The sequence below is a fragment of the Rhizobium acidisoli genome (assembly GCF_002531755.2).
Lineage (GTDB): Bacteria > Pseudomonadota > Alphaproteobacteria > Rhizobiales > Rhizobiaceae > Rhizobium > Rhizobium acidisoli.
In genome coordinates this window covers 475,428-496,844 of sequence record NZ_CP035000.1, presented here as the reverse complement: position 1 = coordinate 496,844, position 21,417 = coordinate 475,428, and the positions used below count along the sequence as shown (strand labels likewise).

At 62.2% G+C, this 21,417-nt stretch carries 16 protein-coding genes; 9 read left to right on the top strand and 7 right to left on the bottom strand.

Going from position 1 to position 21,417, the window contains the following annotated elements:
- The first annotated feature begins 46 nt into the window (after positions 1 to 46).
- Positions 47 to 796 carry an SDR family oxidoreductase gene (locus CO657_RS28000; RefSeq protein ID WP_054184404.1) on the top strand — a complete coding sequence of 250 codons (750 nt, stop codon included), beginning with the start codon at positions 47 to 49 and terminating at the stop codon, positions 794 to 796.
- Positions 797 to 862: 66 nt separating this feature from the next.
- Here the strand turns inward: CO657_RS28000 and fhuB are convergent, their stop codons facing one another.
- From fhuB to CO657_RS27985, 3 genes are read right to left on the bottom strand one after another with little or no spacing between them, the layout of a single operon-like run.
- On the bottom strand, positions 863 to 2,830 hold the full coding sequence (fhuB, locus tag CO657_RS27995) for a Fe(3+)-hydroxamate ABC transporter permease FhuB (RefSeq protein WP_054184405.1): 1,968 nt from the start codon (positions 2,828 to 2,830) through the stop codon (positions 863 to 865).
- The gene (locus CO657_RS27990) at positions 2,827 to 3,660 is read right to left on the bottom strand and encodes an iron-siderophore ABC transporter substrate-binding protein (RefSeq protein WP_054184406.1); all 834 of its coding nucleotides are present in this window, start codon (positions 3,658 to 3,660) and stop codon (positions 2,827 to 2,829) included. Before CO657_RS27990 ends, fhuB begins: the two co-directional genes overlap by 4 nt.
- A 32-nt stretch (positions 3,661 to 3,692) precedes the next feature.
- Complete coding sequence (locus CO657_RS27985; protein WP_054184407.1) at positions 3,693 to 4,184, bottom strand: GNAT family N-acetyltransferase; 492 nt, start codon at positions 4,182 to 4,184, stop codon at positions 3,693 to 3,695.
- Positions 4,185 to 4,346: 162 nt separating this feature from the next.
- Between CO657_RS27985 and CO657_RS27980 the strand changes: the two genes are divergently transcribed.
- A complete protein-coding gene (locus tag CO657_RS27980) occupies positions 4,347 to 5,006 on the top strand; it encodes a sigma-70 family RNA polymerase sigma factor (RefSeq protein ID WP_082366311.1) in 660 nt (219 codons plus the stop codon).
- Here the strand turns inward: CO657_RS27980 and CO657_RS27975 are convergent.
- Genes CO657_RS27975 through CO657_RS27965 form a run of 3 tightly spaced genes read right to left on the bottom strand, consistent with a single transcriptional unit; the run spans position 4,897 to position 8,499 of the window.
- Positions 4,897 to 6,084 carry a PLP-dependent transferase gene (locus tag CO657_RS27975; RefSeq protein WP_054184409.1) on the bottom strand — a complete coding sequence of 396 codons (1,188 nt, stop codon included), beginning with the start codon at positions 6,082 to 6,084 and terminating at the stop codon, positions 4,897 to 4,899. The genes CO657_RS27980 and CO657_RS27975 overlap by 110 nt on opposite strands.
- Before the next feature lie 10 nt (positions 6,085 to 6,094).
- A complete protein-coding gene (locus tag CO657_RS27970; protein ID WP_054184410.1) occupies positions 6,095 to 7,513 on the bottom strand; it encodes an MATE family efflux transporter in 1,419 nt (472 codons plus the stop codon).
- Entirely contained in the window at positions 7,510 to 8,499 is a 990-nt protein-coding gene (locus CO657_RS27965; protein WP_197283910.1) for a GNAT family N-acetyltransferase, read from the bottom strand. Before CO657_RS27965 ends, CO657_RS27970 begins: the two co-directional genes overlap by 4 nt.
- Positions 8,500 to 8,692: 193 nt before the next feature.
- Here CO657_RS27965 and CO657_RS27960 point away from each other — a divergent pair, with 193 nt between their 5' ends.
- From CO657_RS27960 to CO657_RS27950, 3 genes are read left to right on the top strand one after another with little or no spacing between them, the layout of a single operon-like run.
- Positions 8,693 to 8,911: an MbtH family protein gene (locus CO657_RS27960; RefSeq protein ID WP_054184412.1), complete on the top strand. Its 219-nt coding sequence runs from the start codon at positions 8,693 to 8,695 to the stop codon at positions 8,909 to 8,911.
- A 20-nt stretch (positions 8,912 to 8,931) separates the two neighbouring features.
- A complete protein-coding gene (locus CO657_RS27955; RefSeq protein WP_054184413.1) occupies positions 8,932 to 12,921 on the top strand; it encodes a non-ribosomal peptide synthetase in 3,990 nt (1,329 codons plus the stop codon).
- Complete coding sequence (locus CO657_RS27950) at positions 12,918 to 14,273, top strand: lysine N(6)-hydroxylase/L-ornithine N(5)-oxygenase family protein (RefSeq protein WP_054184414.1); 1,356 nt, start codon at positions 12,918 to 12,920, stop codon at positions 14,271 to 14,273. Before CO657_RS27955 ends, CO657_RS27950 begins: the two co-directional genes overlap by 4 nt.
- Here the strand turns inward: CO657_RS27950 and CO657_RS27945 are convergent.
- Complete coding sequence (locus tag CO657_RS27945; RefSeq protein ID WP_054184415.1) at positions 14,246 to 14,959, bottom strand: 4'-phosphopantetheinyl transferase family protein; 714 nt, start codon at positions 14,957 to 14,959, stop codon at positions 14,246 to 14,248. The genes CO657_RS27950 and CO657_RS27945 overlap by 28 nt on opposite strands.
- A gap of 389 nt (positions 14,960 to 15,348) precedes the next feature.
- On the opposite strand from CO657_RS27945, the gene CO657_RS27940 reads away from it, so the two are divergent.
- From CO657_RS27940 to paoC, 4 genes are all read left to right on the top strand, one after another.
- Positions 15,349 to 17,226: a HAMP domain-containing methyl-accepting chemotaxis protein gene (locus CO657_RS27940; protein WP_054184416.1), complete on the top strand. Its 1,878-nt coding sequence runs from the start codon at positions 15,349 to 15,351 to the stop codon at positions 17,224 to 17,226.
- Between the two features lie 363 nt (positions 17,227 to 17,589).
- On the top strand, positions 17,590 to 18,237 hold the full coding sequence (gene paoA, locus CO657_RS27935) for an aldehyde dehydrogenase iron-sulfur subunit PaoA (RefSeq protein ID WP_197283906.1): 648 nt from the start codon (positions 17,590 to 17,592) through the stop codon (positions 18,235 to 18,237).
- The gene (locus CO657_RS27930) at positions 18,234 to 19,184 is read left to right on the top strand and encodes an FAD binding domain-containing protein (RefSeq protein WP_054184418.1); all 951 of its coding nucleotides are present in this window, start codon (positions 18,234 to 18,236) and stop codon (positions 19,182 to 19,184) included. Before paoA ends, CO657_RS27930 begins: the two co-directional genes overlap by 4 nt.
- Positions 19,185 to 19,187: 3 nt before the next feature.
- A complete protein-coding gene (paoC, locus tag CO657_RS27925; RefSeq protein ID WP_054184419.1) occupies positions 19,188 to 21,386 on the top strand; it encodes an aldehyde oxidoreductase molybdenum-binding subunit PaoC in 2,199 nt (732 codons plus the stop codon).
- Positions 21,387 to 21,417: the final 31 nt, after the last annotated feature.

Here is a 21,417-nt window from a genome sequence, read left to right as displayed (position 1 = left end):
ACGGCCGTCTACATCTACGGCCGTCAGCATAAGATAGGAGACACAAATGAAGACCGTTATCATCACCGGCTGCTCATCAGGTTTCGGGCTGGAAATTGCCAGGTTCTTTCTCGCGCAGGGCTGGAAAGTGGTTGCCACCATGCGAACGCCGCACCAAGACCTTTTGCCGCCGTCGCAAGATCTCAAGATCCTCGCGCTGGATGTTACGAGCTCTGAAAGCATCCATGCTGCGCTTGACGCCGCCGGTCCAGTGGACGTGCTGGTAAACAACGCCGGCATCGGCTGGCTCAACGCGGTTGAAGGAACGTCGATGGAGACCGCCCGCGATCTTTTCGAGACGAATACGCTCGGAACCATTGCGATGACGCACGCGGTTTTGCCGCAGATGCGGGAGCGGCAGGAAGGGGTCATCGTCAACGTCACCTCAAGCGTAACGCTCAAGCCGCTTCCGCTCCTCTCGGTCTATTCGGCCAGCAAAGCCGCGGTGAATGCTTTTACTGAGTCTGCCGCGCTCGAGCTCGAGCCCTTCAACGTGCGTGTGAGGATCGTCCTTCCCGGACGCGCGCCGCAGACGCGGTTCAGCGAGACGGCGCGCTCGCGGCTTCAGAAACAGGGCGGTTTCCCTGAGGCCTATTCATCGGTCGTTGCGGGCGTATTCGCGTCGTGGGACAACCAGTCTGAATCGGCCCTGACACAGCCCGGTGACGTTGCCGAGGCGGTATGGCGTGCTGCGACCGATCCTTCCTCTCCGTTGCGCATTCCCGCAGGCGCCGATGCCGAGGCATTGTCGGGCTAAGACATCCGGCGATACTGCGGCAGTCTATAGCGATGCGGAACGGTGCTGCGGACGGCGGTCAGTTTCTCACGATCGCCGGCCCAGAACGATCAGCAGCATCGGGGCGCCCACAAGAGCCGAGATCAATCCCGCGGGGATCTGATAGGGAAAGGCGATCATGCGCCCCGTCCAGTCGGCGATGACGAGAAGGGCCGCCCCAATGAGGGCGGCGGCCAGGAGCTGGGCGGCGGGCCGGCGAAGGCCGAGCCCGTGGGCGAGGTGCGGCGCCATCAAGCCGACGAAGCTCAGGGGGCCGACGACGAGCGTCGCCGCCGCCGTCATGATCGCCGAGAGACCGAACAGCACCGCGCGTGCGGGAGCGATCCTGAGGCCGAGTTCGCTTGCCGTCTCTGTTCCAAGCTGCAGCAGGGCAAGCCAGCGGCTGGCGAGAAAGGCTGCGGCCAGACAGCCGAGCGCAATCAGAAGGGCGCTTGCCGCCACCGCATTGTCGACGAAATAGGTCGAGCCGGCCATCCAGCGAATGAGCGCCAGGCCGCGCGGATCGCCGCTTGCGGCAAGGACGCCGATCCCGGCGTCGAGTATCGCGCCGAGGGCGATTCCTGCCAGCAGCACACGGTTCGGGCCGAAGCCGGAACGCGCACTCAGCAGGAAAATCAGGGTCAGCACAACAAGGGCGCCGCCGCCGGCAAAGGCAAGCTGGACCGTCATGCCGGGTGCCGCAAAGGCGAACATGGCGGCCGCAACGCCGAGCGTTGCCCCCGCCGATACCCCGAGCACCTCGGGGCTTGCCATTTCGTTTCCGGTCAGCCGCTGCAGGATGAGGCCCGTCACGCCGAGCACGGTGCCGGCGCCGAACGCGGCGGCGACCCGCGGCAGCCGAAGGGGAAGGATTTCGTCCCACGAGGCGGCCGGCAGCCATGCCCAGGCGCCGTCGGGTGTACGGCCGAAGAAGATCGCGGCAATTGCCATTGCGATAACCAGGACGAACAGAGCAGCAAAGGATGCCGTTCTGTTGTTGATTGCCTGTTGTGGTGACGCAACGCCGGGCAGCGCGCGCGAGGCCGTGGCAAGGCGCGGAAGAAGCGCAATCAGGATCGGTCCGCCGAGCAATGCGGTCACCGCTCCGGTCGGTATGAAATCGCCGGGAGCAAGGAGTTTGATCACCTCATCCGTCAGAAGCAGAAGGCCGGCGCCGGCAATGGGCGACCAGATCAGCTGGCTGAGGATGCGCCTGGCGCCGGCAAGCCGCACGATCTGCGGGGCGACCAGCCCGATGAAGCCGATGACGCCGACAGCGCTGGTGACGAGGGCGCTGAGCGCAATCGCGATCGCCAGGATGAAACCGCGCGCCCATTTGATCGGCAGGCCAAGGCTTGTCGCGCCGGCATCGCCGATCTGGCTCAGTGCCAGCGGTCTTGTGGCGAGAAGGGCAAGAGCGGTGAGCAGCGCCACCTTGGGCAGCAGCGATATCGGGATCGCCCAGCTTTGCTGGGACAGCGATCCGGCGCCCCAGATGAAGATCCCCGAGAGATATTGATCGTTCATCAGCACCAGGATGGCCGCCGCCGCCCCGCACCAGAGGCCGATGATCATTCCTGACAGGATGAGAGAAAAGGGCGAAAAACCGTGGCGGGCGCTGATCGAAAAGATGGCGAGGGCGGCTGCGGCACTTCCGAAAAGCGCGAACGCGTCCCGGCCCCATCCCGTCAATGAGGGAACAGCGAGCATGATCGACACCAGCGCCAGATTGGCGCCGGTGGAAATGCCGAGCGTCGTCGGCGAGGCCAGCGGATTGCGCAGCACCTGTTGCAGGATCGTGCCGGAGAGCGCGAGTGCTGCGCCGGCGATCAGGGCTGTCGCTATGCGCGGCAGTGTCGAATAGAGGAGCAGAAGACGCTCGGCATCATAACCGCCGGTCGCCGCCTTGATATGGGGCAATACCGCCCAAACCTCCAGCACGGCAAGGGCCAATCCGGAAAAGAGCAGGAGGCCCGCAAGTGCGGGCGCCCCGAAGTGAGAAAATCTGGCTTTCATCGGGCTGAGGTCTCCAGCGTATCGACGACCAGGGTCGAAAACCGCAGCGCCTCCTGCACCATTCCGAACATCAGAACGCCTGGAATGACCGAGATCCGCTGCCGCCTGACGAAGGGAAGGCTGGTCCAGAGCGGGCTATCGGAAAGCTGTGTCAGCACGTCGGGTGGAAGCAGCGGCGAAACGACAATCAGATGCGTTTCCTGGTCGAGTTCGGCGAGCTGTTCCAGACCGACCGTTTGAAATCCCCAGTAACTGGCCTCGCCCCTCCAGGCATTCTCAAGGCCGACGCGCTTCATGGCGCCGCTGAAAAGCCCGGGGCCGCCATAGATGCGCGCATGCCTGCTGTCGATGAAGTTGATGACGGCAACCGGAGGCGCAGACAGGTTTTTCGTCCGCTCTCGCAATCGATCGAAAGTGGCGTCGGCATGGGACAGAAATGCTTTTGCTTCCTGTGCCCGTCCGATCATCGTGCCGAGCCGCAGCGTTTCGGCGTAGGAACAGGTCAGCGCGTCCTTGTGCTCGGCGTAAACGGTGAACCTCTCCACCGGCGCGATCCGCGATAGTTTATCGTCCAGTGCCGCAACGAAAGGCGTGCTCAGAATGAGCGACGGCCGGATGCTGGTGAGGACCTCGAGATTGATCTCCGACGTGGTGCCGAGATCGACGACGCCGGCCGGCATCGTCGGCGCGACCACCCATTCTCCCCAGTTTCTCAAGGAAACGACGGCGCGCGGCGTCTCTCCGAGCGCAAGCATCGTCGACGCCAGCCCGTAGTCGAGCGAAACGACCCCGCCGTCCCCGGCGCGCACGGTTGCGGGAGCGCCGGTCATCGCCAGCGCACCGAGCAGAAAGTCTCGTCGTCTCAAAGCGTCGTCTCACCTGCCTGGACGCCGACGAGCGGCTTGACCATGAACAGGCATGGATGATCCTCGTGCCATAGCTTTGCAAAGACCTCCGCCCGCGCAAAGCCGTTGCGGTCATAGAAGCGCCGCGTCGCCTCGAATTGCGGTTGCTCGCGGTCGCGCGGGGCGAGCGTCTTGACCGTCAGCAGCCGGGCACCCGCTTCATGGCTGAAGCGCTCGGCTTCGTCGATGAGATGACGTCCGGCGCCGCGGCCGTGATGTTCGGGGCGTGTCGCAATCAGTGCGATTTCGACGGCATCAGGCAGGTGCGGCTTCAAGGCCATCAGCGCGGTGACGACATCCGCTTCGATATAGCCGAAGACCGGCAGCTCTTCGATCGCCTGGGCGCTCGCCTCGATGACCTCGGGTTCTGAAAACCAGTCGGGCAAAGCCCCCATGATCGATCGGCAAAGCTCCGCCTTGCCCGTCAGGATCTCAACTGTCCTTCCCATTTTTCTCGCTTTCACTCCGTCGATTTAAACTTGACTCCTGTTATCACCTTAAAATAGACACTGCAATCAGATCGTGTACTTTTCCTGTAAAAAGGAGCGCCACGACTGCGTCGACCAGTAACGACAAGCCTGATTTTCCATTTGTAAAAAGGGTACGGGACAATGCAAGCATTGCATCGCGATGTGAATGGAAATGCCGTTGTCAACGCCATGATCGAAAACAAGGATAAGCTCCTTAAGACGATTGAAAGTGTTGTCAAATCAAGGTCATATTCCGAGGATATCTTTCAGGATGGTGTTATTAAAGCTTACGGGGTCAAAACCGATGGTATTCGTTGCCCGATCGGTTACGCCTTTCGGATGGTCTATAATCTCGCACTCGACGAAAGCCGCCGCCATCGACAGCAGATGAACAACTGTAGGTCGATTGACCAGGTGCAGGAGATTACCGCTCCCATCCCCACCGTGCTCGACCAGCTTGTCGCCGCCGAGACCCTGCGCGATGTGCTTGCCTCGCTCGAGGCGCTGCCGAAGCGCACCAACGATGCCTTCATTCGCCATCGCCTCAACGGCGTGCCGCAGAAGGATATTGCCGCCGAACTCGGCGTCTCAAGGACCCTCGTCAACTTCATGATCAAGGCGGCGGAGGAGCATTGCCATCTGGCGATGGCCGAACCCCTCCTGCGCCCCGATCATGCGCACCGGCAAGCTCTCAGCGTTTCGCCGCGTGCAGCGCCTGCTGCAAATCGTTCCACAGCAGTTCCGGCTCTTCCAGGCCAACGGCGAAACGAACCGTCTGCTCGCTCACGCCGAACCGGATGAAGGATGTCATCCGGTCGGGGATCTGCAGCGCCACCTTGGCGGGGACCACCAGCGTTTCGGGTCCCCCCCAGCTGACGCCGAGGCGGATCTCGCGAAGGCTATTCACAAAACGTGCGACATCGATATCGGGATTGAGATCGAAGGCGAACAGCCCGGCATAACCCGACAGCGTCGCCCGCCCGGGATGATCCTGAAAGGCCGGGTGACGGACGCGCGCGATCGCCGAATGCTGTTTCAGCCGATCCGCCAGCAGAAGCCCGCTGCGCTCATGTTCCTTGAGCCGGACACGCAGCGTGCGCATGCCGCGCAACAGCAGCCAGGCCTCGAACGGCGAGAGTTTGGCACCGACATAGGGGTAGGAAGTTGCATTGATCCTGGCGATCGCCTCCTTCGAGCCGACGACGACGCCGGCGACCGTATCGCTGTGGCCGCCGAGATATTTCGAGGCGGCGTGAATGACGATATCGACGCCGTGCTGGATCGGCTTCTGAAAGAGCGGCGTTGCCCAGGAATTGTCGATGATGGTGGTAACGCCCGCGTCCTTCGCCATGGCCGACAGCGCCGCAATGTCCTGCAGCTCGAAGACGAAAGATGTCGGGTTTTCAAGGTAGAGCAGCTTGGCGCCCGACAGCGCCTTGCGGACCTCGTCGTGGTCGGCCGGGTCGACGAAATCCACGCCGACGCCGAGCCGGTCAAGCAGTTTGACCAGAAGGCGGTAGACATCATTATAGAGATGGCGGACCGCAACGACCCGGTCACCGGCCTCTACGAGGCTCAGAATTGTCGAGGTGATGGCCGCCGTTCCGCTCGAGAAGGCGCGCCCATCCTCGGCGCCCTCAAGGCGGGCGACCAGCAGTTCGAATTCGCGGACGGTCGGATTGTCGCCGCGCGAATAGATGTAGTTGCGGGTGCGGCCGGCGAAAACATCCTCCATCGCCTCATAACTGTCATAGGTGAAGAGCGAGGTCTGGAAGATCGGCGGAGACACGGCGTTGAATGCCGCCGGGTCGACGGGAGTGAAGAGATCGTCGGCGACGGTATGGGCGCCGAGATCGTGCGGGTTGATCGACTGGTTCATGGTCATCCTCTCATGGACAAAAGCTGGGATGGGGACGGATGGAGGTCGGATGGCCGGTGGTCCGCTGCCGGAGTGCGTTGAGCGTCCTCATCAGGCAGACGGCCGACAGCAGGCCGGTCAGGGCAGAGGCCAGGAACATCGCCGCCAGCAGGCCCGGAAAGCCGAAGAAGGGCGGCAGGAGCGCAAGCAGCGGAAACAGCAGATAGCCGTTTTGCGCCAGGCCGATGGTAATCGCCGCTTTCGGTCTGCCCTGCGCCTGGAAGAGGATCAGCACGGTTTGCCGCAGGCCGAACAGCAGGAGGGGAAGATGGGTGGCGATGATCGCCTGCCCCGCGATCCCGATCACTGCCGCATCGTCGGTGAAGAACGAGGCAAGCTGTTCGGAGAAGGCCAGCGCGATCAGCCCGTAGGCGCCGCTCACCGCACTCGTGACCACCGTCAGGATGCGGGTTGCCGACAGCACCCTCGCCATATCGCCGCCGCCCCAGGCAAAACTTAAGATGGACTGGGCGCCAAGCGAGAGACCGATAACGGGAAGTGTTCCGACGGCAAGCAGCCGCAAGGCAATCCCGATGCCGGCAATACCCGCTTCTCCGTGATAGGCGCCGGCAAGCGATACCAGGATCGCAATCGCGCCTGCCGTGGTAAGGCTGGTCAGCGTCGTCGGCGCGCCAATTGCAAGGACGGGCCTGAGATAGCGGATATCCGCCAGCCGCCAATCAAGCGTCAACCGAACTATTCCAAGCCGCCTGGCGTGGTAAGCGCCATAGATGGAGAGCGCGACGAGCTGGGACAGGATGGTGGCGATCGCCACGCCCTGCAGGCCAAGACCGAAGCCGAAGATCATGATCGGGTCGAGGATCATGTTCAGGGCAAAGCAGGCGACCAGCGTCCACATGCTGAAGCGGGCGTTACCCTCCGCGATCGCCAGGAAATCGAGAATGATCTGCGCCATCGTCAGCGGCACCGAGACCGCGATGATCATCAGATAATGCTGTGCGAGCGGCTGAAGAGCGGGCGTGGCGCCGAACAGCAGCAGATCCGGAAACGCGAGGAGTGCGATAGTGCTTAACGCTCCGAAGGCGATACCGGCAGCAAGGCTGATCGAAGCAATAGCGCCGGCCCGTGACCGGTTGCCGGCTCCGAGCAGCCGCCCGACCTCGGTTGCGACGCCGACGCCGATGCCTTCGCCGAAAGCGGCGATCAGCATCAGGATCGGCAGGACGATCATGATCGCGGCGATCTGGTCTTCGCCGATCATGCCGACGAAGACCATGTTGATGGTGTGATGCGCGGCGTTGATCGACAGGCCGAACATGGCCGGCAGCCCGAGCCGCAGCAGCAGCCTGAACAGCTGAGGACTGGCAAGATCCTCAGGCGCAAGCCGCCGTTTCCGCAGGCTGCCACTCATCTCGCTCATGTCGTTCATGATGCGGGCACCCAGAGATGGTCGCCGAAGAAGCGCTCGCGGGTCAGCATGACGAGCAGCGCCCGCTTGTGCGGAAAATTGAAATGCTTGACCTTGGCAAAGCCGGAGCGATCGAGGTTGCGGATCTGCTGCTCGTGGCTGGCGCGCGGCTCGCCGACGATGCGCTTCGTGCGCGGATCGTCGAGGAAAATGAAATGCATCAGCGAGGGAAGCCATGCGCTGATCCATTTCTTGCCGCGATAATCGGGCTCGCCGATCGCCACATGCCAGCCGCGGTCGTAGTCATCGGCATCGTAGAAGGCACCGAGCCGGTTTTCCTTGGCCCAGTAGATTTCGAAATAACCGAAGGGGATATCCGCGAAACTGCCGATCAGCGGCAGGACATGCGGATCGGCGATCCGTTCCTCCAGGATCTCGCGATGTTTGTCGAGCGAGCCCGCATCCTCCCAGATCGTGTTGACCTGTTCGTCGTTCATCCAGCGGTGAAAGGCGGCAAGATCGGTCTCGGGATCGGCCACCCTGAAGCTGATGTCCCGCTCCAGCCAGGGAATGAAGCGCCGGTAGACGGCGCCCTTCGGCTTTGCCGGCCGGCGCGGATGATAGCGGCCCGCCGTCATCTCCTGTACGGGCGGCAGCGGATAGGTGAGCTGCGGCAGCCAGAGCGACGGCCATTGCCAGAGGATCTCTGCATCCAGCCTGCCGCCGACGCCCGAAATATGCGGCGGGAGGCTCGCCTGATGCCCCTCGAAGACGATCGATCTGATCGAGCGATCTTCCGCCGTCACGGCTTCGGCGGCCGCCATCAGAAGCTCGGCCGACCGCGCGGCATCGCCGTGGTAGAAGGTCAGCGTCGCGGTGCCGGCCTCGACCTCGAATGCGGCCTCGTGGTGCCCGTGGGCGGTCTTCAGATGGATGAGATTGGGTGCGAGGCTGATGTAGCTGCGCGACTGCAGAACGCGCCTTTGTTTGGCGGCGTCGAAATCCATGATGTTCTCCTTGACCGACAGGGCTTTTGATATGGCGAGCATGAAGCCCGCTCTTGTGCCGATTTGGTAGAATGACGATCCATCTCCGGCCCGATTTAGGGTTGGGGAAGAAAAAAATTCTCAGCAATTTTCTAAACCGCAGCCATCGGGATCCGTCATTTGCGCATAACATCAATCACCGCAGGAGCTTTCGATGGACAGTTTTGAGCCTCGCGACGATCTCTGGATCGCCGTCATCGACACCGAGCGTCACTACTCGGTCTGGCCGAAGGACAAGCAGATTCCCACCGGCTGGGAGCCGGCCGGCTTTGCCGGTTCGCGCCAGGAATGCCTAGCCCATATCCGCGGCGTCTGGACGGATCCACGCCCCCTCTCGCTGCGCTCGGCAATATCAGGCGATGCGCGTCTCTGAATAATCTCCGGATCCCCAAGATGAACAAGCAAATCACCAATTTCGCCGATGCTTCCCCGACCGATGCCGCAATGGATGCGGTCTTCGAGAGCTTTCCGCTGACGATCGCGCAGAAGCGCATCTGGTCGCTGGAGCAGATCGGCAATTACACCGTCTTTCCCGACCAGATCATCGGGCTGCAATTGGCCCCGGCGGTCGACGTCGAGACGCTTGCTGCGGCCTGCCGGGCGCTCGTGGCGCAAAATCCGTCACTTGCCAGCCGCTTCCGCCGGCTGGCCGGCGGCCGCATCGAGCAATATCGTGGCGCATCGAGCGCAGTGCCGATCGAGATCCTCGGCAAAGGCGGCGCGGCCCTTTCAGAGCCGGATGCCCTGGCCGCAAGGAAAGCCTTCCGCGACAAGCGCTTCGATCTGCTGGAGGGGCCTGGCGCGCGCATCCAGATCATCCTGCTTGCCGACGGACAGTCGCTGCTGACGATCGTGCTGCATCCGATCGTCTGCGACGACCACGAAAAATCCGCTCTTGTCGGGTCGCTGGGGCGAATTCTCGATGGCGAGCCCGTTGGCGAGGTGCATCCGGTAGAAATCTCGGCCGGAACGCGGGAGGCCGATTGGCTGGAGACGGACGAGGCGCGGGAAGCGCTCGCCTATTGGCGCGATGCTATCGGTCCCGACTATGCCGCCTCGACCTTTCCCACCCGCTTCAACAGCGGCGGGCTGGCAGGCGTGGCGCGCGCGCAGCATCGATTTTCGATCGACCCCGACCTCTGGAGCAAACTCGAACGGCACGCAGGGGAGAAGGGCGTTCCGGTCGAGCGCGTGCTTCACGCCGGCTTCTGCGCGCTGCTGGCCCGCTACAGCGGCAACTACGCTTTGCTGACCGGCCTTCTCGTCGCGCGGCCTGATAAGGAGCATTTCGCCGGCCGCGGCCGTGCCGAGCAGGTGCTCCCGCTCATCCTGTCGCTGACGTCGAGACATTCCCTCGACGATGTCATCGCGGCGATCTCGTCGGCGAGCGAGGAGGGGCAACGTCGGCTCCTGCCGCTGGAACGCATCACCCAGGAACTGGTCGTCGACGAAGCCGCCGCCCAGGAAGCTGTGGTCAAGGCGCTGTTCGAATTCCGCGAACCCTATGCGCTTCCCGGCCAGGCCACAAATCTGGAGCCGCCTGGTGCCCGCGCCGACAGCGAGCTTTCGCTGGTGGTCGAGGCGCATTCGGATGGCGCATCCGCGCTGATCGACTACGCGCAGGATCTCTATGACGGCGCGCTGGTTGCGCGCATCGCCAGGCATTTCGGCCTCGTGCTCGAACAGATGGCCGCGCAGCCGAATGTGAGGATCAAGGATATCGAGCTGGTGGGCAGCGAAGAGCTCGACTGGCTGTCGGCGCCCTACGAGGACGATGCCGTCAACGACGACAGGCCGGTGCATGAGCTGATCGCAGCCCATTCGCGCCGCACGCCTGAGAAGACCGCGATCGTCTACGGTGACGAGGAATGGAGCCATGGCTGGCTGGAGACGAACACCAACCGCCTCGGACATCGGCTGCGGCAGCTCGGCGTCCGCGCCGAAGTGACGGTCGCCATCTTCATCAAGCGCTCGCCGGAGGCGATCGTCGGCATTCTCGCGACGCTGAAGGCCGGCGGCGCCTATATTCCAGTCGAGCCCGATCATCCGCCGGTGCGCAACCATCACATCCTGCGCGATGGCGGCGTCAAGATCGTCCTGACCCATAGCTGGCTGCGCCATCGGCTGCCGGAAGAGCTCGACGCCATTATCCTCGAACTCGACAAGATCGACCTCGACGGCGAGCCGGATACGCCGCTCTATATTCCCACCCACAAGGATCAGCTCGCCTATGTCATGTACACGTCGGGCTCCACAGGATTGCCGAAGGGTGTCGCCGTCGAACACGGCCCGCTGACGCACCATCTGCAAAACACCTCGCGTGTTTACGGCATGAGCTCGGAATCCCGCGAGCTGCCGTTCCTGCCCTTCAGCTCGGATGGCGGCCATGAGCGATGGATGAACCCGCTGATGGAAGGCGGCAGCATCATCCTGCCCAATCAGCCGCTGTGGACGCCTGAGGAGACATTGACGGCGATGCGCAAGCATGGCGCCAACAATGCCAGCATTCCCACAACCTATCTGCAGCAACTGGCGGAATGGGCTGACATTACCGACGGTGCGCCGCCGATGCGGCTTTACTCCTTCGGCGGCGAGGGGCTTGCACAACCGACCTTCGATCTGCTGTCGCGGGCGCTGAAATCGGAATGGCTGATCAACGGTTACGGTCCCACAGAAACCATCATGACGCCGATGGTCTGGAAGGTGAGGGCCGGCACGAAGTTCCAGGGCGTCTATGCGCCGCTCGGCCGTGCCGTCGGGCTGCGGCGCGTCTATGTGCTCGATCCCGATCTCAATCTTTGCCCGATCGGCGTCACCGGCGAACTTTATATCGGCGGCGAGGGCATCGCGCGCGGCTATCTCGGCAAGCCGGATACGACGGCGGATCGCTTCATCCCCGATCCATTCTCCAAAGCGGGCGGCCGGCTTTATCGCTCCGGCGACCTGACGCGTTGGCGTGAGGACGGAACCGTCGAATTCGTCGGCCGCGTCGACCACCAGGTCAAGCTGCGGGGATACCGCATCGAGCTCGGCGAGATCGAAGCAGCCCTCCTCCAGCAGCCCGGTGTCGGTGAAGCGCTGGTCGTGCTGCGCGATGACGATGCCGGCGATAAGGCGCTGGTCGCCTATGTCGTTCCGAAGAAGGAAGAGACGTTAAACGTCGAGACCGTCCGCGCCGGCCTCGAACGCAGCCTGCCCTCCTACATGGTGCCGGCGGCGGTGGTCGAACTGGAAAAGATGCCGACCAATCCGAACAGCAAGCTCGACCGCTTCGCGCTGCCCGCACCCCAGCCGGTCCGGCGCGAAATCGTCGAGCCGGCGACCACGCTCGAAGAGGAGGTTCTGGATGTCTGGCGCCAGGTTCTCAAACTGGAAGCGATCAGCGTCGAGGATAATTTCTTTACCATCGGCGGCAATTCGCTGGGCGCGATCCGTATTCTTTCGCAACTCAGGCAGCGCCGGCCGAAAACGCCGCTCACCGTCGCCGATATCTTCAACAACCCGACCATCCGCGCCTTTGCCGGCGTGATGGAGCAGGGCGCAGAACGGGATCTGTCGGAGGTGATCGTGCTGCGCGCCTCAGGCGCCAAGCCGCGGCTCTATTGCTTCCCGGGGCTTCTCGTCAGCACCCGCGAATATGTGAAGCTCGTCGATTATCTCGGCGCCGATCAGCCGGCGACCGGCTTCATTTGCCATTCGCTGTCCGAAAAGAAGGAAGTCGGCGCGCCTGTTGAAGAGATCATCGAGAGCTATGTCGACTATATCAGGAAGCACAGCAGCGGCGCGCCCTGCACTTTTCTCGGCTGGTCCTGGGGCGGGCTTCTGGCCTATGAGGCGGCCCGCACGCTCGGCAACGAGGTCGACGTCAGGATGATGGCGATGGTCGACGTTTGCGATCTCGGCTCGGAATTCGCGATCGGCGCCAAGCCGAGGTTCCGGCCGGGCGAGCGCGACATGCTTCACCGGGATGTCGAGGCATGGCTGCAAAAGACGGCAATGCGTCCCGAATGGGATCGGCTGCTGTCGACGATGGATGCCGATACCTACGATCAGTTCCTGCGCTTCGTCGGCGACGAAAAGGACCCGCTTCCGACCGACGGGCCGGATATCAGCAGCCGCGAGCATACGTTCTGGGTGCTGATCGACAACGCCGTGATCTTCCGCAAGCACCGGCTGGTTCCCCATGATGTGCCGATCTATCCCTGGGCAGCCGACGACAGCCTCAACCGCGGCCTCAACCTGATCGATTGGCGCCGGCTGTCGCCGCGGGCGCATGCGGCCGAAATCATCACCGGCACCAACCATCTGCACATGATCGGGTCTCCCGCCTTCCATTCAAGGCTTGCCCTGCGTCTCAAGGAAACAGAGAAGGATTTCGCATGACCGTCGCTTTTACCCGCAGGGACGCCCTCAACGAGCCGCTCGATCTTGCCGGCATCGGCATCGGCCCCTCCAATCTGAGCCTCGCCTGCCTGCTGGAATCGGTGCCCGACGTCCGCAGCCGCTTCTTCGAGCGGCGAGACGCATTCGATTGGCATCCCGGCATGATGATGCCCGGCGTCGAGCTGCAGTCGTCCTTCCTGAAGGACCTCGTCACTCCGGTCCTGCCGACCAGCCGCTGGTCGTTCGTTTCCTATCTGGTGGCGCATAAGAGGCTCTACGCCTTCCTCAACGCCAATTACGATGCCGTTCCCAGGCAGGAATTCGCGCGTTATCTCGCCTGGGTCGCCAAGGGTGTGGCGGGGTTGGGCTTCGGGACGGAAATCCGCGACGTCGAGCACCGCGACGACCGCTTCGTCCTGCGCTTCGACAACGGCCAGGAGGAAGCGCGAAACCTGGTGATCGGCACGGGTTCCTCGCCCTTCGTACCCGACTGGGCAAAACCGTTTCTGGGCGTCGATTGCTATCATAACAGCGAAGCCAAATCGCGCCTGCGCGATCTCGGCGCCGGCCGCATCGTCGTGGTCGGCGGCGGTCAAAGCGGCGGCGAGGTCGTCGAAGCCTTGCTTGCCGATCCCGGCTCGATGAAAGAGCTGACATGGATCAGCCGGCGGCACAATTTCGAGCCGATCAACGACACGCCGTTTTCAAACCAGGTCTTTTCACCGGAATATGTGCAGGCCTATCTGAAGCTCAGCGGCGAGCAGAAGCAGGCAGCCCTGAAGAACTCGATCCTGACGAGCGACGGCCTGTCGATTTCGACGATCCACTCGATCTATCGCCGCCTCTATGCGCTGCGTTATCTCGAACCGGGCACGCTCGCCGCATCGCTGTCGCCGAACCGCGATGTGATCCAGATGGAGCGGAACGGCAATGCCTATCGGCTGATCGTCCGGAACCATTTCGACGGCGGCATAGAAGTGCTGCATGCCGATGCCGTGGTTCTGGCCACCGGCTACAGGTTCCGGCTGCCCGATGCGCTCGGCTCGCTCAGCGAAAGGATAAGCCTCGACAGAAACGGCTATCCCACCCTGAACGACGATTACACCATGCAGTGGACGGGGCCCAGAACCAACCGGCTGTTCGCTCAGAATGCCGGCCGGTACTCACACGGCATCGCCGACTCGCAGCTCAGCCTCATGGCCTGGCGCAGCGCCGCCATCGTCAACTCGCTTCTCGGCCGGCAGCATTTCGATGCCGAACCCGACAACGCGCAACTGGTCTGGGCGACGGAGGTTTCGGCGATGCCGCATCAGTTGCGCGCCGGCTATTCGGACGGCATGCTGTCGTCCTGAAACAGGCGTGTATGAATCTCGGGGAGCCCTGATCGGGAGGAAACAGCCAGCGCAACGACGTGCTGGCTGCCGCTTTCGATCAGACGATGAAGCCATTGCCGGTCGGGTTCGCCGATCATGACGGGGATGCCGACCTTCCGGGAAAAAGCGACATTGCGAGGATCTTCCCGCAAGCCCACGCCAAGCGCCTTGAGATGGCTCTCCTTGAGCGTCCAAAGTTCAACGGCGGCTCGCGCACGTTGATGCGCGGGCAATTCATCGAGCCAGCGTCGCTCGTCCAAGCTGCAATAGGCGTCCAAAGCCGCCTCTTCGATCTCGGTGTCGGCGCGCTCGCAATCTATTCCGATACGCCCGCAGCCCGACGCAATCGCGACCGCCACCAGCCCCTCGGCATTGGACAGGCTGAATTGCAGTCTATCGCGACCCTCAAGGCTCAGCTTGCCGTGCTCGTCCGTCGCCAACACAACCTCACCCGGCAGCGTCCCGGTATGGGCGCTCAACAGCCGCCGCAAGAGATAGCGGCCGGCTATGAACGAGGCTCGATCTCGTTCAAACCGATAGGTCGCCGCCCGATCCCGTTCATCCGGTGAGAGCGACTGCATCCAGCGGTTTCGGTCACGTTCGTTCCTGGAATACTGCCAGAGAGAGATTTCGATACCGGCAGGTTGGCTTTCTGATAGCTGCATGGATCCAGTATGTGTTCCCGGGGCCGATTGGCAAGGACGCAGCTGCTTGCCGACGTTGCGGAGGGCAGGCAGCGGCGTCCCATTCCCTGACAGGTGGCACACAAGTTAATTTCAGGACCTCTTTTGGCTCTGCTCCACGGCCGACGATCGGCGCCGTGCCGATCTCGGCCAAGAGATATTTTCACTCGCGGTGGCTGTTTTTTCCAAGGTTTCCATGAACTTATGGTCGTGCTTCAGCTCTAACTAATCGCAGAAGTGTCGGTCAGAGCAAAGTTTTCTAAAAACGACACCGGCGCCACCGTTTAGTTAATACTAAATTATTAAATCTGGTGCGAGATTTTGCATCAACCGGCAAGCCGGTCGTCCCAGCTATCTTCGAGGAGACCCGCATGAAGCGCCCGAGCATCAAGCAAGCCCTGATCGTCAAGCTGTCGATCATCAGCCTTTTCATGTTTTGTCTATCCTATATCTCGCTGAGCACGATTTCTACGCTTCGTGCCAATACCGAGCAGATCGGGACCTTCTGGATGCACCGGCTTGTGACCGCGCGCGAGATTAAGGATAACTTCCTCGATCTGAAACTGGTCTACGCTCAGTATCTCATGGAGGATACGGCGGAGGAACGGAAGGCCGGACAACAGAAAATCGATACCGCGCGGACCGCGGTTGATAAAGTTGTCGCAGAATACGAAAAGGGTGTCCGCACCGAGCGCGGGCGCGAACTGATCAATCAGATCAAGCCTGAACTGGACAAGTATCGCGGGCTGGCAGAGCAGATGATTGCGCTGCAAAATAGTGACAAGGCATCCGACGCGGCTCGCTTCTTCAAAGAGGATATGGAACCGCAATCCGCGCTGGTGGATAAGGGCGTCGGTGATCTGGTTGCGTTCATTCTCAGCCAGGCCGAAGGCTTCGTCGCCGCGAGCGACAGTTCCGCGACGTCTGCTTTCATGTTGACGGCCGCAATCGCAGCGCTGGCCGTGCTCATCGCCATGGCTGGCATCGCATTTGCAGTATTCGGGATCGCCAATCCGATCCGAAGCATCGCATCGGCCATGAGGCGTTTGTCGGACGGTGACCTGGATAGCGCCATACCCGGTGCCGGCCGCGCCGACGAAGTTGGGGAAATGGCCGGTGCTGTCGAAGTCTTCCGCCAGAATGCTCTCAATGTCGTGAGGCTTGAGAAGGAAGCGGCTGCCTCCCGCAGCGAGAGCGAAGCAGTGCGCGCGGCAGCCCAGCAGCGCGCCGAACGCGAGGCGGAACAGTTGCGCTTCGCAACCACGACGTTGGGCGGAGGCCTCCGGAGGCTTGCATCCGGCGACATATCCTTTCAGCTTTCGGAGCAATTTGCAGCCGAATACGAAACCTTGCGCCAAGACTTCAACGCTTCACTCCGGCAATTGGGGGCGACGATCGGGGCAGTGCTACAGACGGTACACAGCATCGATAATGGCACGGGTGAGATTGCCTCTGCCGCGCAGGACCTCTCCAAGCGTACCGAACAGCAAGCTGCCTCTCTCGAGGAGACGGCTGCAGCATTGGACGAGATTACCTCGAATGTGACGATGGCGACCCAACGCACCGACGAGGCGCGCAAAGTGGCTCTGGAGGCCGATGTCAGCGCGCAGCGGTCGGCAACAGTCGTGTCGGAGGCGGAGCAGGCCATGCGACGGATCGAGGATAGTTCGGAGCAAATTTCGAACATCATCGGTGCAATCGATGAAATCGCTTTCCAGACGAACCTACTGGCGCTGAACGCCGGCGTCGAAGCTGCCCGTGCGGGTGAGGCCGGCAAAGGTTTTGCAGTGGTCGCACAAGAAGTCCGCGAGCTTGCACAGCGCGCCGCACAAGCAGCCAAGGAGATCAAAGGTTTTATTCAAAAATCGTCAGCCGACGTGAAAAACGGCGTGAAACTGGTTCTCGAAACCGGTACGTCGCTCAAGTCGATCGGCGAATACGTTGCGCAGATCAACCAACTGATGGACGCGATCGCCACATCGGCGCGCGAGCAGTCGACTGGACTTGCCGAGATCAATACCGCCGTCAACCATATGGACCAGGCGACCCAGCAAAATGCCGCGATGGTCGAGCAGTCGACGGCTGCTGCCGCTTCATTGTCCTCCGAGGCAGGCCGCCTGAGGGATCTTGTCAATCAATTTCAATTGGACGGCGACAAAGGTACGGTGGGCGCAGAGCGCAGCGGGCGGCCCTTCGAAGACAACATGCCGATCCGATTGGTCGCTCCGCGGCGCGTGACGCAACGATGAAGCGCGCCTGACGTCGGATCATAGATACGAGATAACTCGACCCAGCTGTCCTGGCGATTGCCGAGCATAAGCAACCTGCACAAACGGCAAGTTCCGACGCGTTGTCCCGCTCGCCCGCCAAGACGGTCGTCTTGCTCACTTCTCCCCACATCGGCGCGGTAGGCGCCGAGCTATTCGATATAGCGCGGCGCGTCTAACGGCGCGGCCTCGCCTTTGGGCGAACGTGTCTCCATCAGCATGTGCAGGTCAGGGAATTTATGAGCCTGATCGATAACCCTATGCAAAGAAGGGGGCCTAATCAAAGGGCGGAGGTGCACTAGCTATGCTCACGGCGTCGAGGCGCGCCTATGTCCAACGAGCAAGGTGGAGCAGTCCATGCCAAGCCAGACACGACTGGAACTTTCCCGTCGAGATTTACTTATCTCGTCGGCCGCAACGATTGCGGTAACCGCAGCCGTCACTCCCGCGGCGGCACAGTCCCCAGGAAATGAAATGGCGTATACATCGAAAGTTTCCTTCACGGTCAACGGTGAGAAATGCGATCTCGAGGTCGACAACAGAACTTCGCTGCTCGACGCGCTGCGTGAGCATCTGCATCTGACCGGCACGAAAAAGGGATGCGACCACGGCCAATGCGGCGCATGCACGGTCTTGGTCGACGGCCACCGCATCAACGCCTGTCTGACGCTGGCGGTCATGCACGAAGGCGACCGGATCACCACGATCGAAGGTCTCGGTCAGCCTGGAAATCTTCATCCGATGCAGGCAGCCTTCGTCAAACATGACGGTTTCCAGTGCGGCTACTGCACGCCGGGGCAGATCTGTTCCTCCGTCGCGGTGCTCGAGGAGATCAAGGCGAATATACCGAGCCACGTCACCAGCGATCTTACGGCTGTGGCGGCCGTCACTCCCGTCGAGATCCGCGAGCGCATGAGCGGCAACATCTGTCGGTGTGGCGCCTACTCCAACATTATCGATGCCATTTCGGAAGTCGGGGGGATTAAAGCATGAGAGCCTTCACCTATGAACGTGCCTCGTCGGTCGAGGCCGCGGCTAAGGCGGTTGCCTCCAATCCTGAAAGCAAATTCATCGCCGGCGGCACCAACCTTCTCGACCTGATGAAGCTTGAAATCGAGACGCCGGCGCATCTGATCGACATCAACGGCCTCGGCCTCGACAAGATCGAAGCCACTGAGGCGGGCGGGTTGCGTATCGGCGCCTTGGTCCGCAACACGGATCTCGCAGCCGACGAAACTGTTCGCCGCGACTACGGTCTGTTGTCCCGTGCCTTGGTCGCGGGTGCGTCCGGTCAACTGCGCAACAAGGCGACGACGGCCGGCAACCTCCTTCAGCGTACGCGCTGTCCTTATTTTTATGACACGAACCAGCCATGCAACAAGCGGCAGCCGGGCAGCGGCTGTTCGGCCATCGGCGGCTTCAGCCGCCAGCATGCGGTGGTCGGGGTGAGCGAGAGCTGCATCGCGACCCATCCGAGTGACATGGCCATCGCCATGCGGGCGCTAGATGCCGTTGTCGAGACGGTAAGGGCAGATGGCAGCCGGCGATCGATTCCGATCGGCGACTTTCATCGATTGCCCGGTGATACGCCTGAAGTCGAGACCGTTCTTGAGAGCGGCGAGTTCGTCACGGCGGTGCTGCTGCCGCCCCCGATCGGCGGCAAGCACATCTATCGCAAGGTGCGAGACCGTGCCTCCTACGCCTTCGCACTCGTCTCGATCGGAGCTGTTATCCAGCCGGACGGTACAGGACATGTCGCCGTCGGTGGCGTCGCCCATAAGCCGTGGCGCATTGAGGCAGCCGAAGCCGAGCTGCCGAAAGGCGCCCGGGCGGCGGCAGGCGTCCTTCTCTCCAGCGCCCGTCCTACCGAACAGAACCGTTTCAAAGTCGATCTGGTCGAGCGCACGCTCGGCGCGGTCATTGCCGAAGCAAGGGGGTGAGCCATGCAGTTCGATAGACCCGCGACAGCCAACCCGATCGACAATCTGAAGGTCGTCGGTCAGCCGATCCACCGCATCGACGGCCAGCTCAAGACGACCGGCACGGCGATGTATGCCTATGAGTGGCACGACCCCAACATGCGTTATGCCTACGGCTATCCGGTCGGCGCGGCCATCGCCAAGGGTCGCATCAAATCCATGGACGTCTCCGCCGCCAAGACGGCTCCTGGCGTGCTTGCCGTCGTTACGACGCTCGACGTCGGCGAGTTGGAAAAGGGCAAGTTCAACACCGCCAAGCTTTTCGGCGGCGACGAGATTCAGCATTATCACCAGGCAATCGCGGTCGTTGTCGCCGAGACCTTCGAGCAGGCTCGCGCCGCAGCCGCTCTGGTCAAGGTCGACTATAGCGAGGAAAAGGGTGCGTTCGACCTCGGCCAGGCAAAGGATTCGGCCGTCAAGCCGGATGAAACGCAGCAGCCTGATACCGCGGCCGGCGACTTCGATTCTGCCTTCAGCTCCGCTCCCATCACTCTGGACGCGACTTACACGACGCCCGATCAGTCGCATGCGATGATGGAGCCGCACGCCTCCATCGCAGCCTGGACCGGCGATGAGCTGACTGTCTGGACCTCCAGCCAGATGATCGACTGGTGGCGTTCAGACCTTGCGACGACGCTCGGCATCGACAAGGAGAAGATCCACCTCATGTCGCCCTTCATCGGCGGTGGCTTCGGCGGTAAGCTCTTCCTGCGGGCGGATGCAGTGCTCGCCGTTGTCGGTGCGCGTGCGGCAAAGCGGCCCGTCAAGGTTGCCTTGCCCCGGCCCTTCCTCATGAACAACACCACCCACCGGCCGGCGACGATCCAGCGAATTCGCATTGGAAGCGAGCGTGACGGCAAGATAACCGCCATTGCCCACGAGAGCTGGTCCGGCGACCAACCCGGCGGCCAGCTCGAGACCGCCGTTAACCAGACCCGTCTTCTCTATGCCGGAGCGAACCGCATGACCGCGATGCGGCTGGCGACGCTTCATCTTCCAGAGGGTAATGCCATGCGCGCTCCCGGCGAGGCGCCGGGACTGATGGCGCTTGAGATCGCCATCGACGAGGTTGCCGAGAAAGTCGGTATCGATCCCGTGCAGTTTCGCATCATCAACGACACGCAGGTCGATCCGGAGAAGCCGCAGCGGCCCTTTTCTCAGCGCAATCTCATCGGCTGCCTCAAGCTCGGCGCCGAGCGGTTTGGCTGGAGTGAACGCGGAAGGCCGGGTTCCAAACGGGACGGCAACTGGCTCGTCGGCATGGGCGTTGCCGCTGCTTTCCGCAACAATCTGGTGCTTCCCTCGGGAGCGCGGGTAAAGCTCGACCGGGAAGGCGTCGTGACGGTTGAAACCGACATGACCGACATCGGCACGGGCAGCTACACGATCATCGCGCAGACAGCCGCTGAAATGATGGGAGTGCCGATCGAAAAGGTTGCCGTCCAACTCGGCGACTCGCGTTTTCCCGTTTCGGCGGGTTCCGGCGGACAGTTCGGCGCCAACTCTTCGACATCAGGTGTTTACGCGGCCTGCGTCAAGCTGCGTGGGGCCATCGCAAAGAAGCTCGGCTTCAACTCCGAAGACAGTGTCTTCGAAAACGGCGAGGTGCGCTCGGGCAATCGTTCGGTTCCTCTTGCCGAGGCCGTCGGTCCGGACGGTCTTGTCGGCGAAGACACGATCAAATGGGGCGAGATCACCGAGACGCATCAGCAGTCGACGTTCGGTGCGCACTTCGTGGAGGTTGGCGTCGACGTTGCCACTGGGGAAAGCCGCATCCGCAGGATGCTCGCGGTCTGTGCGGCAGGCCGGATCCTCAACCCGATCACTGCCCGCAGCCAGGTGATCGGCGCCATGACCATGGGGGCCGGCGGCGCGCTGTCTGAGGAGTTGGCGGTCGATACCCGCCGCGGCTTTTTCGCCAACCACGATCTCGCCAGCTACGAAGTGCCGGTGCACGCCGACATTCCACACCAGGAGGTAATCTTCCTGGATGAGACCGATCCGATGTCGTCGCCGATGAAAGCGAAGGGTGTCGGCGAGCTTGGCCTTTGCGGCGTCGCAGCAGCGATCGCCAACGCCGTCTACAATGCGACCGGGGTGAGGGTTCGGCATTATCCGCTCACACTCGACAAACTCATCGGCGGCTTGCCTGATGTGGCCTGATTATCGACGGCGATCTGGAAACCACACCGCC

What these genes read in the sequence shown, in the direction of transcription:
- CO657_RS27955 (WP_054184413.1), top strand. Translation starts at nt 8,932, where the DNA reads ATGAACAAGCAAATCACCAATTTCGCCGATGCTTCCCCGACCGATGCC.
- CO657_RS27945 (WP_054184415.1), bottom strand. Translation starts at nt 14,959, where the DNA reads ATGCAGCTATCAGAAAGCCAACCTGCCGGTATCGAAATCTCTCTCTGG.
- CO657_RS27950 (WP_054184414.1), top strand. Translation starts at nt 12,918, where the DNA reads ATGACCGTCGCTTTTACCCGCAGGGACGCCCTCAACGAGCCGCTCGAT.
- paoC (WP_054184419.1), top strand. Translation starts at nt 19,188, where the DNA reads ATGCAGTTCGATAGACCCGCGACAGCCAACCCGATCGACAATCTGAAG.
- CO657_RS28000 (WP_054184404.1), top strand. Translation starts at nt 47, where the DNA reads ATGAAGACCGTTATCATCACCGGCTGCTCATCAGGTTTCGGGCTGGAA.
- CO657_RS27980 (WP_082366311.1), top strand. Translation starts at nt 4,347, where the DNA reads ATGCAAGCATTGCATCGCGATGTGAATGGAAATGCCGTTGTCAACGCC.
- CO657_RS27940 (WP_054184416.1), top strand. Translation starts at nt 15,349, where the DNA reads ATGAAGCGCCCGAGCATCAAGCAAGCCCTGATCGTCAAGCTGTCGATC.
- CO657_RS27930 (WP_054184418.1), top strand. Translation starts at nt 18,234, where the DNA reads ATGAGAGCCTTCACCTATGAACGTGCCTCGTCGGTCGAGGCCGCGGCT.
- CO657_RS27990 (WP_054184406.1), bottom strand. Translation starts at nt 3,660, where the DNA reads ATGACCGGCGCTCCCGCAACCGTGCGCGCCGGGGACGGCGGGGTCGTT.
- CO657_RS27960 (WP_054184412.1), top strand. Translation starts at nt 8,693, where the DNA reads ATGGACAGTTTTGAGCCTCGCGACGATCTCTGGATCGCCGTCATCGAC.
- fhuB (WP_054184405.1), bottom strand. Translation starts at nt 2,830, where the DNA reads ATGAAAGCCAGATTTTCTCACTTCGGGGCGCCCGCACTTGCGGGCCTC.
- CO657_RS27970 (WP_054184410.1), bottom strand. Translation starts at nt 7,513, where the DNA reads ATGAACGACATGAGCGAGATGAGTGGCAGCCTGCGGAAACGGCGGCTT.
- CO657_RS27985 (WP_054184407.1), bottom strand. Translation starts at nt 4,184, where the DNA reads ATGGGAAGGACAGTTGAGATCCTGACGGGCAAGGCGGAGCTTTGCCGA.
- CO657_RS27975 (WP_054184409.1), bottom strand. Translation starts at nt 6,084, where the DNA reads ATGAACCAGTCGATCAACCCGCACGATCTCGGCGCCCATACCGTCGCC.
- CO657_RS27965 (WP_197283910.1), bottom strand. Translation starts at nt 8,499, where the DNA reads ATGGATTTCGACGCCGCCAAACAAAGGCGCGTTCTGCAGTCGCGCAGC.